Annotated in this window: 13 protein-coding genes and 1 pseudogene; 2 read left to right on the top strand and 12 right to left on the bottom strand. The window is 72.9% G+C overall.

Annotated features, from left to right (window positions below):
* Window positions 1–7: 7 nt before the first annotated feature.
* From ACIPM1_RS16920 to ACIPM1_RS16945, 6 genes are all read right to left on the bottom strand, one after another.
* A complete protein-coding gene (locus tag ACIPM1_RS16920) occupies window positions 8–592 on the bottom strand; it encodes a sugar kinase (RefSeq protein ID WP_402434897.1) in 585 nt (194 codons plus the stop codon).
* Window positions 589–1,737, bottom strand: coding sequence for an ROK family glucokinase (locus ACIPM1_RS16925; protein WP_356183955.1), 1,149 nt, complete (start codon window positions 1,735–1,737; stop codon window positions 589–591). The genes ACIPM1_RS16920 and ACIPM1_RS16925 overlap by 4 nt, the downstream gene beginning before the upstream one ends.
* Window positions 1,738–1,932: 195 nt before the next feature.
* Window positions 1,933–2,736, bottom strand: a complete 804-nt coding sequence (locus ACIPM1_RS16930) for an ATP-binding cassette domain-containing protein (protein ID WP_402434901.1) — start codon at window positions 2,734–2,736, stop codon at window positions 1,933–1,935.
* A complete protein-coding gene (locus ACIPM1_RS16935) occupies window positions 2,733–3,776 on the bottom strand; it encodes an ABC transporter permease (RefSeq protein ID WP_402434904.1) in 1,044 nt (347 codons plus the stop codon). The genes ACIPM1_RS16930 and ACIPM1_RS16935 overlap by 4 nt, the downstream gene beginning before the upstream one ends.
* The gene (locus ACIPM1_RS16940) at window positions 3,773–4,777 is read right to left on the bottom strand and encodes a sugar ABC transporter substrate-binding protein (RefSeq protein WP_402434907.1); all 1,005 of its coding nucleotides are present in this window, start codon (window positions 4,775–4,777) and stop codon (window positions 3,773–3,775) included. The genes ACIPM1_RS16935 and ACIPM1_RS16940 overlap by 4 nt, the downstream gene beginning before the upstream one ends.
* Window positions 4,778–5,031: 254 nt before the next feature.
* Window positions 5,032–5,769: a GntR family transcriptional regulator gene (locus ACIPM1_RS16945; protein ID WP_402435472.1), complete on the bottom strand. Its 738-nt coding sequence runs from the start codon at window positions 5,767–5,769 to the stop codon at window positions 5,032–5,034.
* 130 nt (window positions 5,770–5,899) lie between these two features.
* Here ACIPM1_RS16945 and ACIPM1_RS16950 point away from each other — a divergent pair, with 130 nt between their 5' ends.
* On the top strand, window positions 5,900–6,940 hold the full coding sequence (locus ACIPM1_RS16950; RefSeq protein ID WP_402434910.1) for a Gfo/Idh/MocA family oxidoreductase: 1,041 nt from the start codon (window positions 5,900–5,902) through the stop codon (window positions 6,938–6,940).
* Between the two features lie 343 nt (window positions 6,941–7,283).
* On the opposite strand, the gene ACIPM1_RS16955 is transcribed toward ACIPM1_RS16950, so the two are convergent.
* From ACIPM1_RS16955 to allB, 4 genes and pseudogenes are all read right to left on the bottom strand, one after another.
* Window positions 7,284–7,679, bottom strand: coding sequence for a ribonuclease domain-containing protein (locus tag ACIPM1_RS16955; protein ID WP_402434913.1), 396 nt, complete (start codon window positions 7,677–7,679; stop codon window positions 7,284–7,286).
* A gap of 130 nt (window positions 7,680–7,809) precedes the next feature.
* Window positions 7,810–8,340, bottom strand: a pseudogene (locus tag ACIPM1_RS16960) (dihydrofolate reductase family protein); the annotation flags it as partial.
* Between the two features lie 100 nt (window positions 8,341–8,440).
* Window positions 8,441–9,571, bottom strand: a complete 1,131-nt coding sequence (gene alc, locus ACIPM1_RS16965) for an allantoicase (RefSeq protein WP_402434916.1) — start codon at window positions 9,569–9,571, stop codon at window positions 8,441–8,443.
* Window positions 9,572–9,625: 54 nt separating this feature from the next.
* Window positions 9,626–10,963: an allantoinase AllB gene (gene allB, locus ACIPM1_RS16970; protein WP_402434919.1), complete on the bottom strand. Its 1,338-nt coding sequence runs from the start codon at window positions 10,961–10,963 to the stop codon at window positions 9,626–9,628.
* Between the two features lie 289 nt (window positions 10,964–11,252).
* On the opposite strand from allB, the gene ACIPM1_RS16975 reads away from it, so the two are divergent.
* Entirely contained in the window at window positions 11,253–12,053 is an 801-nt protein-coding gene (locus tag ACIPM1_RS16975) for an IclR family transcriptional regulator (RefSeq protein WP_402434922.1), read from the top strand.
* Window positions 12,054–12,074: 21 nt separating this feature from the next.
* Here the strand turns inward: ACIPM1_RS16975 and ACIPM1_RS16980 are convergent, their stop codons facing one another.
* Complete coding sequence (locus ACIPM1_RS16980) at window positions 12,075–12,746, bottom strand: ABC transporter ATP-binding protein (protein WP_402434924.1); 672 nt, start codon at window positions 12,744–12,746, stop codon at window positions 12,075–12,077.
* The gene (locus tag ACIPM1_RS16985; protein ID WP_402434927.1) at window positions 12,743–13,777 is read right to left on the bottom strand and encodes an ABC transporter permease; all 1,035 of its coding nucleotides are present in this window, start codon (window positions 13,775–13,777) and stop codon (window positions 12,743–12,745) included. Before ACIPM1_RS16985 ends, ACIPM1_RS16980 begins: the two co-directional genes overlap by 4 nt.
* Window positions 13,778–13,900: the final 123 nt, after the last annotated feature.

The following is a 13,900-nucleotide window of genomic DNA, read 5'->3' on the forward strand; positions in this document are numbered from 1 at the left end:
CGAGGGGTCAGGGGACGGTGCGGGAGACGACGTAGACCATGGGGAGGACCGGGTTGGACATGTTCACGACCACGTCCTGGGTGGGGGCCGGGTTCTTCTGGGCGTGGTGGAGGCCCCACCACGGGCCCGGGTCCGCGAAGGTCCAGCCGGTGATCCTCCGGTCGCGGGCGCCGACGCTGATCTCGCCCCTCTTCAGATCGCTCCGGTTGACGCCCATGGCGGTGAGGAACGTCTCCAGACCGGGCTGGGTGGTCCGGAACTGGACGTAGAGGCGGCTGGTCTTCCAGTTGTTCGTCTCGTAGTAGGCGACCCGGTCCGCCGGGTGCGGGATCGGGACCTGGTAGAGGCGGCGCTGGACCTTCGACGGGTAGCCGGCGGTGAGCCCGGTCGCCGAGTACTTGGCCTCCTTGTCCTTGCCGCTGTTGCGGCTCTGGTTGGCGGAGATCACCAGGTAGCCGGCCGGGACGCCGATGAGCAGCACGATGATCAGCAGGGTGAGGGCCCTGCGGCGGTTGCGGTGGCGGCGGTCCTCGGGCCGGCGGGGCGGGGGCTCGTCCGGAGGCGCCGCCTGGCGTGGCAGCGACATGGTCACAGCGCCCCCCGGGTCGCGCGCCGGGCCTCCGCGTACCGCTCGTAGCGCTCGTACCGCTCGACCCGGCGGCGCTTGGCGCGCCGGAAGCGGCGGGCGACCAGCCGGGCCAGGTCCGCTGCGCCCACCATGCCGGCCTCGGGACCGAGCTGGGCGCGGACGATACGGGCCTCGGGGCGGTAGCCGCGGCCGGTGAGATGGCGCTTGAAGGCGTCCCGCGCGGGGCCGATGAGCAGGTCGTCGGCGGCCGAGACGCCGCCGCCGATGACGAAGCAGGAAGGGTCGAGGGCGGCGGCCAGGTTGGCGATGCCGACGCCGAGCCACTGGCCGATGTCCTGGAGCAGCTCGACGCACATGGCGTCGCCCTCGCGGGCCAGCTCGGTGATCAGCGGGCCGGTGATGTCGGAGATGTTGCCGTTGACGCGCTCGATGATCCCGTAGGCGACCGGGGAGTCGGCGGCGGCCAGTTCGCGGGCCTCGCGGACCAGCGCGTTGCCGGAGCTGTACTGCTCCCAGCAGCCGCGGTTGCCGCACGGGCAGCGGTGTCCGCCGGGCACCACCTGCATGTGCCCGAACTCGCCCGCGACCCCGTACTTGCCGCGCTTGACCTGCCCGTCCTCCAGGATCGCGCCGCCGATGCCGGTGCCCAGCGTGATCATGACGAGGTGGTCCTCGCCCCGGCCGGCGCCGAAGCGCCACTCGGCCCAGGCGGCGGCGTTGGCGTCGTTGTCGACCAGCACCGGGACCGACAGGCGCTCGGAGAGGCGGTCGCGCAGCGGCTCGTTGCGCCAGGACAGATGGGGCGCGAACAGCACGCGGTTGCGGTCGGCGTCGACCCAGCCGGCCGCGCCGATCCCGACGGCGTGCACGTCGTGCCGGTCGGACAGGTCCAGCACCAGCTCGGCGATGGTGTCCTCGACGACCTTGGGGCTCTTGGACTTGTCCGGGGTCTCCGCGCGGAGCTTCTCCAGGATGTTGCCGTCGGCGTCCACGACGCCCGCCATCACCTTGGTTCCCCCGATGTCGATCCCGACCGTCGGCACGCGGGGCGCCGTCAGCAGGGAGCGGCGCTCGCGCGTGCCGACCGTCCGCAGGACGGGGGCGCGCCGGGATCCGATGGGGGCGGCGAGGTCGCGGTAGGTGCTCATCGGGGCCGATTCTGCCGCACGCTCACGCCGAATGCCGCACAGGGAGGGTGGGGGCGGTGCCCTCGTCCGACCGGCGCGGGGGCGTCGGAGCAGGTCACGCGCTCGCGTCCGCGGCGGCAGGCCCAGCCCCGGCCCCGGCCTCCCCCGCAGCCCCGGAGACCCGTATCCGCCGTCGTGGCCGTGGCCGCGCCCAGGCTAGGAGGTGCGGCGCAGCTCATGGCGCAGATCCTCCAGGTCGCTCCCGCCCGCCATCTGCCGGGCCAGCTCGTCCACGGTGATCTCCTCCCGTGTGTGATGCCCCACCATGGCCCCGCGTCGCAGGAGGACGAACCGGTCGCCCACCAGGTACGCGTGATGCGGGTTGTGGGTGATCAACACGACGCCCAGGCCCTCGTCCCGTGCGGCAGCCACATACTTCAGCACCACGCCCGACTGCTTGACGCCGAGCGCCGCGGTCGGCTCGTCGAGCACGAGGACCTTGGCGCCGAAGCACACCGCGCGTGCGATCGCCACGCACTGCCGCTCACCGCCCGACAGGGTGCCGATGGGCTGGTCGACGTCGCGCAGGTCGATGCCCATGCGCAGCAGTTCGGCGCGGGTGGTCCGGCGCATGAGGTCGACGTCCATGCGCTTGAGGGGACCGCTGCCCTTGCGCGGCTCGGAGCCGAGGAAGAAGTTGCGCCACACCGGCATGAGGGGGACGACGGCGAGGTCCTGGTAGACCGTGGCGATACCGCGGTCCAGGGCCTCGCGCGGGGAGGACAGCCGGGTCTCCTCGCCCTCGATGCGCAGCAGGCCGTCGTCGTGCCGGTGCAGGCCCGCGATGATCTTGATCAGGGTGGACTTGCCCGCGCCGTTGTCGCCGAGGACGCACGTGATCTGCCCGGGGTGGACCTCCAGGGAGACCCCTTCGAGGGCGCGCACGGTGCCGTAGCGCTTGCTGACACCGGACAGCTCCACGAGCGGTACGGCGGGTACGGCGGTGTCGGTCTGCGTCACTTGGCGGCCTCCGCGCGCTTGCGGACCCAGGCGTTGAGCAGGGTCGCGAGGAGCAGCATCGCCCCGAGGAAGAACTTGAACCAGTCGGGGTTCCACTCGGCGAAGACGATGCCCTTGCTGGTCATACCGAACAGGAGTGCGCCGACCGCCGAGCCGACGGCGCTGCCGTAGCCGCCGGTGATCAGGCAGCCGCCGATCACGGCGGCGATGATGTAGATCAGCTCGTTGCCGACGCCCTCGCCGGACTGCACCGCGTCGTAGGAGAAGAGCAGGTGCTGCCCGGAGATCCAGGCGCCGAGCGCCACGCCCGTGTAGAGGCCGATCCGGGTCCGGGTGACCGGCACACCGACCGCGCGGGCCGCGTCCTTGTTGCCGCCGACCGCGAAGATCCAGTTGCCCGTGCGGGTACGCAGCAGGATCCAGGAGGCCAGGGCGACCAGGCCGAGCCACCACACGATGGTGATCTTGAAGTCGACGCCGCCGACGGTCAGCGTGGAGGCGAAGACGGCGTGCGCGGAGGGGAAGCCCTCCATGTCGGCGATCGTCTTGGTCGAGACCGTGCCGTCGATCAGCTTGGTGAAGCCGAGGTTCATGCCGGTCAGCATCAGGAAGGTGCCGAGAGTGACGATGAAGCTCGGCAGGCCGGTCCGCGTCAGCACGAAGCCGTTGAAGGCGCCGATCGCCAGGGTGACCAGCAGGGACACGCCCGCGCCCACCCAGACGTTCGCCGTCATCTGGTAGCTGAACATCGACGAGACCAGCGCGGACGACGTCACCAGCACGCCTGCCGACAGGTCGAACTCACCGCCGATCATCAGCAGCGCGACCGGGGCCGCCATGATCCCGATCGTCGAGGACGCGTAGAGCACGGTGCTCAGGCTGGAGGCGCGCAGAAAGCCGTCCGCGGCGAAGGCGAAGAACAGCAGGACGGCGAGCGCGCCGACGACCGAGCCGAGCTCGGGACGGGAGAGCAGCTTCCGCAGCGGGGAGGCGTGCAGAATCCTTTCGTCAGCAGGGGTGCCGTCCGTCGCGGCGCTCATCGGGTGCCCCGCTTCGTGTACTCCTCCAGCGCGGCCGCCTGGTCCTTGGTGACGATCTGCGGGCCGGTCAGCACCGGCCGGCCACCGCCGAGGACGTCGCCGTTGTACTTGTAGAGCCACAGCAGGTCCACGGCCTGGTAGCCCTGGAGGTACGGCTGCTGGTCGACGGCGAAGCCGAGTGTGCCGTCCTTCAGCTCGGCGGCGACCTTGGCGTTGAGGTCGAAGGTGTCGATCTCGGCCTTGCTGCCCGCGTCCGTGCGGGCCTTCACGGCGGTGTCCGCGTAGGGGGCGCCGAGCGTGACGACCGCGTCGACGGACGTGTCCGCCTGGAGCTTGGCCTCGATCGCGGACTGCACGTCGGGCATGTTGGTGCCGTTGACGTAGAGGTTCTCCACCGTGCCGCCGAAGGTCTTCGCGACACCGGCGCAGCGCTGCTCGTGACCGACGTTGCCCTGCTCGTGCAGGACGCACAGCGCCTTCTTGCGCCCGCGCCTGGTCAGTTCGTCGCCCACCGCCTCGCCGGCCACGGTCTCGTCCTGGCCGACGTGGGTGAGCGCGCCGAAGGCCTTGGACCGGGCCGAACCGGAGTTGACCGTGATCACGGGGATGCCGGCCTTCTCGGCGCGGGCCACGGCGGCCTTGAGCGCGTCGGGCTTGGCGAGCGAGACGATGATCCCGTCGACCTTCTTGTCGACCGCCGCGTCCACGAGCTGGGCCTGCTGCTGGGCCTCGTCGTCGTGCGAGTACAGGAAGTCGACGTTGTCCTTGACGGCGGCCTGCTTGGCGCCGCTCTGCACGATGTCCCAGAAGGTGTCGCCGTCACCGGAGTGGGTGATCATCGCGAAGGTCCAGCGGGGCGTGTTCACCGCCGCCCCGCCCTGGGCCGCCGCGGACTTGCGGGCGTCCTCCGCGCGCTTGCCGCCGGTGCTGCTGCACCCCGCGAGGGACAGCGTGACAGCCCCCGCGAGCGCGATGCCTAGCCAGGTTGGAAACCGTGCCACGAGGCCGTGCCCTTCTTGCCGTGTTCGAACGTACGCAAGGGGCCGATGACAGACTCATCAGCCCCGAACGTCGCATTATCGAACACATGCCTAACGGCGGGGGCGGGCGGGGAGCGCTGCGCCGTCACATTGTCCGAACATTACGACGGCCGTGCGGCGGTCGCGGCGACCTCCGTTCGGCGGCCCCACGGCACCCGCGGGGCGGGTCCGGAACGGGTCGGGGCGGGTCCGGGACAGCCCGGGGCGGGGCGCCCTCAGGGACGTACGAGCAGCTGGAACTCGAAGGAGTAGCGGGACGGCCGGTAGGTGTGCGTGCCGAATTCGACGGCGCGTCCGGTGTCGTCGAAGGTGGTGCGCTGCATGGTGAGCAGCGGGGCGCCCTCCGCCTCCCCGAGCCGCTCGGCCTCGGCGGCGGTGGCGGCGCGGGCGCCGATGGACTGCCGGGCGCTGTGCAGGGTGATCCCGGCGGAACGCATCAGGCGGTACAGGCCGGTGGCCTCCAGCTGCGCGGTGTCCAGGTCGAGCAGGCCCGGCGGAAGGTAGTTGATCAGGTACGCCATCGGCTCGCCGTGCGCGAGCCGCAGCCGCTCCACCCGGTGCAGATCACCGTCCTCGGGCACGCCGAGCGCGGCGGCGATCTCGGGGGACGCGGGTACGACGGTGTTGACCAGGACCTTGGTCGCGGGGCGCTGGCCGGCCGCCTCCAGGTCGTCGTAGAGGCTGCTGAGCTCCAGCGGGCGCTTGACCTGGCTGTGCACGACCTGGGTACCGACACCGCGGCGGCGCACCAGGAGGCCCTTGTCCACGAGGGACTGGATGGCCTGGCGGACCGTGGGCCGGGACAGGCCGAGGCGCCCGGCCAGCTCGATCTCGTTGCCCAGAAGGCTGCCGGGCGTGAGCGTTCCGTGCTCGATCGCGGCTTCCAGCTGCTGGGACAGCTGGAAGTACAACGGCACCGGAGAGCTCCGGTCGACACGGAGCTCGAGGGCCACGGTCGGGTCCACTTGAGGTTTGGGCACGGCCACGAGCGTAACCCCGTGGCCTGTTGACGGGAAGTCGTGTAGTCAGATTGTCAGGACATGCACATTGACAGTGTCCCGGGTCGGCCCTCACTTTGTTCCCATGCGCATCGGGGTCATCGGGACGGGCCGCATCGGCACCGTTCACGCGAACACACTCAGTCGCCATCGCGAGGTCGGGTCGCTGATCCTCACGGACACCGATCCGGCACGGGCGCAGGAACTCGCCCACCGGCTGGGCGAGACGGCGGCGCCGGGCATGGACGAGATCTTCAAGTGGGGCGTGGACGCCGTGGTGATCACCACGGCGACGTCCGCCCACGCCGAACTGATCGGTCGGGCAGCACGCTCGGGCCTTCCGGTGTTCTGCGAGAAGCCGATCGCGCTGGACCTGCCGGGAACGCTGCAGGCGCTCGCAGAGGTGGACGCGGCCGGGACGGTCCTGCAGATGGGTTTCCAGCGCCGCTTCGACGCCGGTTACACCGGCGCCCGGGAGGCGGTGCGCTCGGGGCGGCTCGGGCGCCTGCACACCGTGCGCGCCATGACCTCGGACCAGAAACCGCCCCCGGCCGCGTACCTGCCGCTGTCCGGCGGGCTGTTCCGGGACACCCTGATCCACGACTTCGACGTGCTGCGCTGGGTGACGGGGCGCGAGGTCGTCGACGTCTACGCGGCCGGGTCCGACGCCGGGCCGGCGATGTTCCGGGAGGCGGGCGACGTCGACACGGGCGCGGCGATGCTCACCCTGGACGACGGCACGCTCGCCACGGCGACGGCGACCCGGCTGAACGGCGCGGGGTACGACGTCCGCATGGAGCTGGCCGGTGAACTGGACCAGATCGTGGTCGGCCTGGACGACCGCACGCCGATCGCGTCCACCGAACCGACCGGGCCGCCGGCCGCGGACAAGCCGTGGACCGGGTTCCTGGAACGCTTCGGGCCCGCGTACGCGGCCGAGTTGTGCGCCTTCGTCGAGGTGGTGCGCGGCGAACGGGCCAATCCGTGCGACGGCCGCGAGGCGCTGCAGGCGCTGCGCATCGCCGAGGCCTGCGAGCTGTCCCGGCGCGAACGGCGCCCGGTCGCCCTCGCGGAGATCCCTGGGGGCCCGGGAGGCGCGGCGGGAGCGGGCGCCGGGTACCGGTGACGGGACGGCGGTTCGGTGGCACGGCGGTTCGGTGGCACGGCGGTTCGGCGGCCCGGCGGTTCGGCGGCCCGGCGGTTCGGCGGCCCGGGAGCCGGCTTGCGGTGACCGGCGGCGGGCGGGCGGCGCGCCCCGCCCGCCCCGACTCCCCTGCGCCCCCGACGAGTTGGGCGTTTCGGCGCGCCCGGACGGGGGCTTCCGGCGGGCACGGCTCGCCCCGCGGCCGATGTGCGTGGGGGGGTCCGCGGGGCGAGGGTCGTGCGGTGAAAGAGGTGAAAGAGGTATCGGAGTCGTTCGGACCGTTCGCCGTCGCCGGGCGCCCGGGGCGGCGGAGCGCGGAAGCCGCTCAGCAGCCGAAGTCGACCAGGTCGAACGTCGCGTAGTGGTCGGCGGTGTAGTAGTCCTCCTGGGTCCGCTCACCGGTGACGATGCGCCGGGCGCCGCGCGTGGGGGAGCCGGGTGTGACGACCGTGTACTCGTGGTAGTAGCCGGACGCCTGCTGCGGCAGGACGCTTTCCCGGTTCTGGAAGACGGTCCCGTCCTGCGTGGACGGGTAGGGCCCGCCCTTGTCGATCAGGTCGAGCGTGTCGTGCGCCTGTGAGGGCAGGTCGCCGTAGCAGACGCTGCCGGCCGAGGCCGCGGCGGCGTCCGCCGGGCCGGCCGTGACGGTGCCGCCCACCAGCAGGGCGGAGAGGAGGGCGCCCGCGGCGCCGATGCGGGTGATTCGTGGGGGGAATCGCATGACGTCATGATGACGCGCGTAGAGCATGGCATGTCAACGACAGTCCTGTGGATGTTCCCGTCAAGTCCCATGTGTTTTCTGGGAGTTAACCTCCCGGCTCGTCCGGTTGTCCCGCCGGGAGGGGCGCCGGTCAGGCGTCCTCCGGGAGCTCGTAGGAGCCGTAGCGGGGGCGGCCCGCGACGTCGTACGACTGGATGGACACCCCCGCGGCGGTCACGCGGCCGCCGGTGCGGGTGAAGGCGGTGGGGACCGCGCCCTCCGCGAACAGCCGGCGCCCCGCGCCGAGCACGACGGGGAACGTCAGCAGGTGCACGGTGTCCACGAGGTCCTGGGCGAACAGGGAGCAGGCGAGGGCGCCGCTGCCGTGGACCTGGAGCTCCCCGTCGGTGCGCTCCTTGAGGGCGCCGACCTCCTTGGCGAGGTCGCCGCCGATCACCGTGGTGCCCTGCCAGGCGGGGTCGGTCAGGGTCGAGGAGGCGACGTACTTCGGCAGGCCGTTGAGCCGGGAGGCGATGGGGTCGGCGGGGTCGGTCATTTTCGGCCAGTAGCCGGCGAAGATGTCGTAGGTGCGGCGGCCGAGCAGGAAGGCGCCCGCACGGTCGAAGACCTCGGTGACGAACCGGCCGAAGTCCTCGTCGCCGTACGGAACGCTCCAGCCGCCCTGTCATCAGCTCAGACCCCGCCGCCGTCCGCAACTCATCGGCCGATGGCCGGATACCCCCGGGCCGGGCCGGCGCGCCTCACCGGTCGCGCGGGCCGGGTCAGCCGCCCAGTTCCTGGTGGCGGGCCGCCAGGTGGGCGGCGCCCTCGTCCGTCAGGGAGCCGAACAGGCGCAGGCGGGAGATGCCGCCGTCCGGGAAGATGTCCACCCGCGCGTGGGTGCCGACGGCGGGCGCGGGCAGGACGAAGCGGTGGGCTGTGTCCGGCTGGAGGCGGGTGGGCGGCAGGGCCTCCGTCCACGCGCCGTCCTCCCCGTCCCGCACCGAGACCGACGCCCAGCCGGCGCTGTTTCCCTTGAGACAGGCCGTGTCGATCTCGATCGCGCGGATCAGGGACCGGGCGACGAGCCGGTAGCGGATCCAGTCGTGGCCCCGGTCGCGGCGGCGCCGGGTCTCCCAGCCGTCGTCCATCTTGCGGGAGCGGCCCGGCTGGATGGTGTTGGTGGCCGGCGAGTAGAAGCGGTCGGAGGCGTCCTCGACCCGCCCGCCGTTCTCCAGGGCGACCACGTCGAAGGTGCCGAGCACTTCCAGCCACTTCGGGTCCGGCACGACCTCGCCGTACACGCGCAGCCGCGCGATGCCGCCGTCCGGGTGCTGGTTGACCCGCAGGTGGGTGACGCGCTGTTCGACGTCCACCGCGAAGCCGTTGGCCGCGTGGCCGCCGACCGGGGTGCGCGGCACCAGCGTCGTCCACTTCACGTCGTCGGCGAGGAGCTCCTCCGGCGAGGGGGAGCCGGGCACGCAGGTGGCCTCGACGGAGACGGCCTGCGGGTGGTTGCCGCGGAAGTGGGCGGTGTCGACGACGATGCCGCGGACCACGCCGGGCGCGCCGAGGCGGATCAGCGCCCAGTCGTGGTCGTCGGCGGTGGGCCAGGGGTGCTCGGCCGAGGCGCCGCGGCGGCGCCGGGTCTCCCAGCCGTCCATGACCTTGCCCTTGTGCCCGAAGCGCTCGGGGTCGAACTCGGCGCGCCCGGGCAGCAGCAGGTTCTCGCGCTCGGCGAAGAACTCGTCGTTGGCGGCGACGACTCCGGCGCCGAGCCGCCGGTCGGCGAGGTCGGCGTGGTGCGTGAAGGGGAAGTCGGCGGTGCGGTAGTCCGCGTAGGGGTCGCCCCCTCCGTAGGGGTTCGCGTCGCCGGTGAAGCGGGGCCAACGGGCTTGCTGCTGCGCCGTCACGGTGATCAGGTCTTCCTCTCGGGGTCTGCCGGGTGCGGATGGGGGCGCGGGAGGTCAGGGCGTTCTGGTCAGCAGGCGTCCCTTCGGCTCGGTGAACTCGCCGTCCGCCAGGATGCGTTCGCCGCGCAGCCAGGTGGACCTCACCACGCCGTACAGGGTGCGGCCCGCGTAGGCGGTGACGCGGTTGCGGTGCTGCAGGGCGGCCGGGTCGACGGTGAACGTCTCGTCGGGTGCGAGGACGGCGAAGTCGGCGTCCCGGCCCGCCTCGATGGCGCCCTTGCGGTCGAGGCCGACGAGGGCGGCGGTGCGCGCGGACATCCAGCGGACCACGTCCTCCAGGCCGTGACCGCGCCTGCGCGCCTCGGTCCACACCGCCGGCAGGCTCAGCTGCAGACCGGAGATGCCGCCCCAGGCGGTGGCGAAGTCGTCCGTCTTGAGGTCGGCCGTGGACGGCGAGTGGTCGGTGACCACGCAGTCGATCGTGCCGTCCGCGAGCGCCTGCCACAGCAGGTCCTGGTTGGCGGCCTCGCGGATGGGCGGGCAGCACTTGAACTCGCTGGCGCCGTCCGGGACTTCCTCGGCGGTCAGGGTGAGGTAGTGCGGACACGTCTCGACGGTCAGGCGTACGCCCTCCGCCCTGGCGGCGGCGATCAGCGGCAGCGCGTCGCCGGACGACAGGTGGAGCACGTGCACGCGCGCGTCGAGCCGCTTCGCCTGGGCGATCAGGCCGGCGACGGCGGTGTCCTCGGCGTCGCGCGGCCGGGAGGCGAGGAAGTCGGCGTACCGGGGGCCGCCGTGCTGCGGGGCGGCGGCGAGGTGGTGCGGGTCCTCGGCGTGCACGATCAGCAGGCCGCCGAACCCGGCGATCTCGGCCAGCGACGCGGCCAGCCGTTCCTGCGTCAGGTGCGGGAACTCGTCCACGCCCGAGGGCGACAGGAACGCCTTGAAGCCGAAGACGCCGGCGTCGTGGAGGGGGCGCAGGTCCTTGACGTTGTCGGGCAGCGCGCCGCCCCAGAAACCGACGTCGATGTGGGCCTTGTCCCGGGCCGCCTCCCGCTTGATCCGCAGATGGTCCACCGTCGTGGTGGGCGGGAGGGAGTTGAGCGGCATGTCGATCAGGGTGGTGATGCCGCCGGCCGCCGCCGCGCGGGTGGCGGTCCAGAAGCCCTCCCACTCGGTACGGCCCGGGTCGTTGACGTGCACGTGGGTGTCGACGAGGCCGGGCAGCAGGACGTCGTCCCCGAGGTCCTCCACACGGGCCCCGGCGGGTGTCGCCGCGTCGTGGGGCAGTACGGCCGTGATCCGGCCGCCGGCGACCGCGACCGCCGCGGCGCGCGTCCCCTCGGGCGTGATGACGCGCGTCGAGCGCAGCACCAGTTCAGCGTCGGACACCCGGACCCCTCTCTCCCGCTCTCCCACCAAATTTCAACGTTCTGTTGAAGGAGTCTTCTCTGCCGCCCGCACCTCGTCAAGGGGCACCCCGCCGCACGGCACCCCGAGGCCGCCCCGGAGGTCACCCCGAAAAGGCCGCTCTTGCAGCCACCCTGACGGCCGCTCTAGACGTTTCCACAAGGCGGAATTACCATTCCAGTGAGCAGGATGTAGGTCCGCACAAGCGGGGAGTCGACCGGCCCCCGGGATAGGCTTTGGCCCTTCCTGCCCGCCCTGAAAGGAACGTGCCGTGCCGACGTCCAGCGCCAGCACCACCGACTCCGCCAAGTCCTCCGCCGGCGGTGGGGTCCAGTCCCTCGAGCGCGCCTTCGACCTGCTCGAGCGGATGGCGGACGCGGGCGGCGAAGTCGGCCTGAGCGAGCTCTCCGCGAGCAGCGGACTGCCCCTGCCCACGATCCACCGCCTGATGCGCACCCTCGTGGCCTGCGGATACGTCCGTCAGCAGCCCAACCGGCGGTACGCGCTCGGCCCCCGCCTGATCCGCCTCGGCGAGTCCGCCTCGCGGCTGCTCGGCACCTGGGCCCGCCCGTACCTGGCCCGGCTGGTCGAGGAGACCGGCGAGACGGCGAACATGGCGCTGCTCGACGGCGACGAGGTCGTCTACGTGGCGCAGGTGCCCTCCAAGCACTCCATGCGCATGTTCACCGAGGTCGGCCGGCGGGTCCTGCCGCACTCCACCGGTGTGGGCAAGGCGCTGCTCGCGCACACCCCGGACGCCGAGGTCCGGGCGCTGCTCGCCCGCACCGGCATGCCCGCCGCCACCGAGAAGACGATCACCACGCCCGAGGGCTTCCTGGCGGCGCTGGCGGACGTGCGCCGGCTCGGCTACGCCCTCGACGACAACGAGCAGGAGATAGGGGTCCGCTGCCTCGCGGTCCGGGTGCCCGACTCCCCCACCGCCGCCGCGATCTCCATCTCCGGCCCGGCGGGCCGGGTCACGGAGGCGGCCACGGAGAAGATCGTGCCGGTCATCCAGCAGGTGGCGGTGGAGCTGTCACAGGCCCTGGCCAGCTCGGGCCCGACGGGCTGAGGCCGGCGGCACCACCCGGCCTCAGGCGACCAGGGCGGTCAGCCGCCCGTCCCGCATCTCGCGTACCGCGTCCGCCTGTTGGAGGTGGGCGCGGTCGTGTGTCACCAGGACGGTCGCCGTGCCGCGCTCGCGGGTGAGCCGGGCCAGCAGGTCCAGCACGGCCGCCCCGCGCTCGTGGTCGAGGGCGCTGGTCGGCTCGTCGACGAGGAGCACGGAGGGCTCGTTCATCAGCGCACGGGCGATGTTCACCCGCTGCCGCTGACCGCCGGAGAGCTGGTGCGGGCGCCGGTGCGCCCGGTCGGCGAGCCCGACCGCGGCCAGCAGCTCCCGCGCCCGTCCGGCCGCCGCCCGCCGCCCGTCCATCCGGGCCATGACCTCCAGCTGCTCCAGCGCCGTCAGCGACGGCAGCAGGTTGGGCTGCTGGAAGACGATGCCGATGCTCCGCCGCCGCAGCACGGCCCGCTCGGCGGCGCTCAGTTCGTCCGTCGAGGCCCCGTCCACCCGGACCCGCCCGCTGTCCGGTGTGATCAGTGTGGCGGCGACCGCGAGCAGGCTGGACTTGCCCGAGCCGGACGGCCCGACCACGGCCGTGACCGTGCCCGCGGGCACCTCCAGTGCCACCCGGTCCAGCGCGGTCAGTCTGCCGTCCCCGTCCGGGTAGGTCAGGGTGACGTCGTCCAGGACCAGACTCATCGCACGCCTCCCAGCGCGGTCAGCGGATCGACGGCGGTGATCCGCCGTACGGACAGCGTGGCGCCGAGCACCCCGAGCAGGACGGTCACCGCGGCGGGCACCAGCACGGTCGGCACGTCCAGCGCGAACGGCACGTCGCCGCCGCGGACCAGGGCGCCGACGGCGACCGCGAGCGCGGTGCCGGACAGCGTCCCGGCGACGAGCAGCAGCACGGCCTGCCCCAGCGCGTCCCGCAGCAGGTACGGGGTGGAGGCGCCGAGCGCCTTCAGCACGGCGATGTCGGGCGCCCGCTGGATCGTCCACACGGTGAAGAAGGCCCCGACGACCAGCGCGGAGATGACGAAGAGGAAGCCGCGCATCAACTGGAGCGAGCCGTTCTCCGCCCGGTAGGAGCCGATGGCGTCGAGCGCGTCGTCCCTGCCGAGCGTCCGCGTGCCGGCGGCCCGGTCCCCGGCGGGGACGTCCGCGCCGTTCGTGCGCAGGGCGATCACCGTCGCCGGGCCCCCGTCGAAGGCGGTCCACACCACGGGCGTATGGCTGTACGAGGCGCCGCCGGCGACGGCCGCGACGGTCCACTCGGCGGATCCGAGCCGGACCGGGTCGTCGGCGGCGACGCCCAGGGCGGCGGCCGCCTTCACCGACAGCACGGCCCGCCCGGGCGCCACCCCGGCGGGCGCGATGCCCGAGCCGGGCCGGACGGCGAACTCCGACACCGCGGCCGTACGGCCCCGGGCCTCCGCCTCGAGGGTGCGGATCGCGACGGGCTCCGCGTACGGGACCCGCCGGGCCCACCGGTCCAGGGCGGTGGGCGGCAGCGCGGAGCCGGTGAACGACACCGGCCGGCCGCCGGGCGGGGCGGCGAAGGCGAGGTGGTCGGCGGGCAGGCCGCGGACCGCCGAGGTGTTCTCCCCGGCGAGTCCGGCGGTGAGTCCGGACAGCAGCCCCACGAGCAGGGTGATCAGTACGACCACGGCTCCCATCAGGGCGAACCGCCCCTTGGCGAACCGGAGGTCTCTCCATGCGACGAACATGCCCCCACCCTGCGCCGGTGCGCCCCCGCCGGGCATCGCACGGCGGGACAGCTGTGCGGGGCCGAAGGGCGCAGCCGTGATTCAACCTTTCGGTTGACCGGTACCGGCTCCGCCCCGCTTACG

The sequence above is a fragment of the Streptomyces sp. NPDC086766 genome (assembly GCF_044746005.1).
Classification (GTDB): domain Bacteria; phylum Actinomycetota; class Actinomycetes; order Streptomycetales; family Streptomycetaceae; genus Streptomyces.

Bases quoted from the DNA above. Each gene is read 5' to 3' on its own strand.
- ACIPM1_RS16980 (WP_402434924.1), bottom strand. From the start codon at position 12,746: ATGAGTCTGGTCCTGGACGACGTCACCCTGACCTACCCGGACGGGGAC.
- ACIPM1_RS16955 (WP_402434913.1), bottom strand. From the start codon at position 7,679: ATGCGATTCCCCCCACGAATCACCCGCATCGGCGCCGCGGGCGCCCTC.
- ACIPM1_RS16950 (WP_402434910.1), top strand. From the start codon at position 5,900: ATGCGCATCGGGGTCATCGGGACGGGCCGCATCGGCACCGTTCACGCG.
- ACIPM1_RS16935 (WP_402434904.1), bottom strand. From the start codon at position 3,776: ATGAGCGCCGCGACGGACGGCACCCCTGCTGACGAAAGGATTCTGCAC.
- ACIPM1_RS16925 (WP_356183955.1), bottom strand. From the start codon at position 1,737: ATGAGCACCTACCGCGACCTCGCCGCCCCCATCGGATCCCGGCGCGCC.
- ACIPM1_RS16985 (WP_402434927.1), bottom strand. From the start codon at position 13,777: ATGTTCGTCGCATGGAGAGACCTCCGGTTCGCCAAGGGGCGGTTCGCC.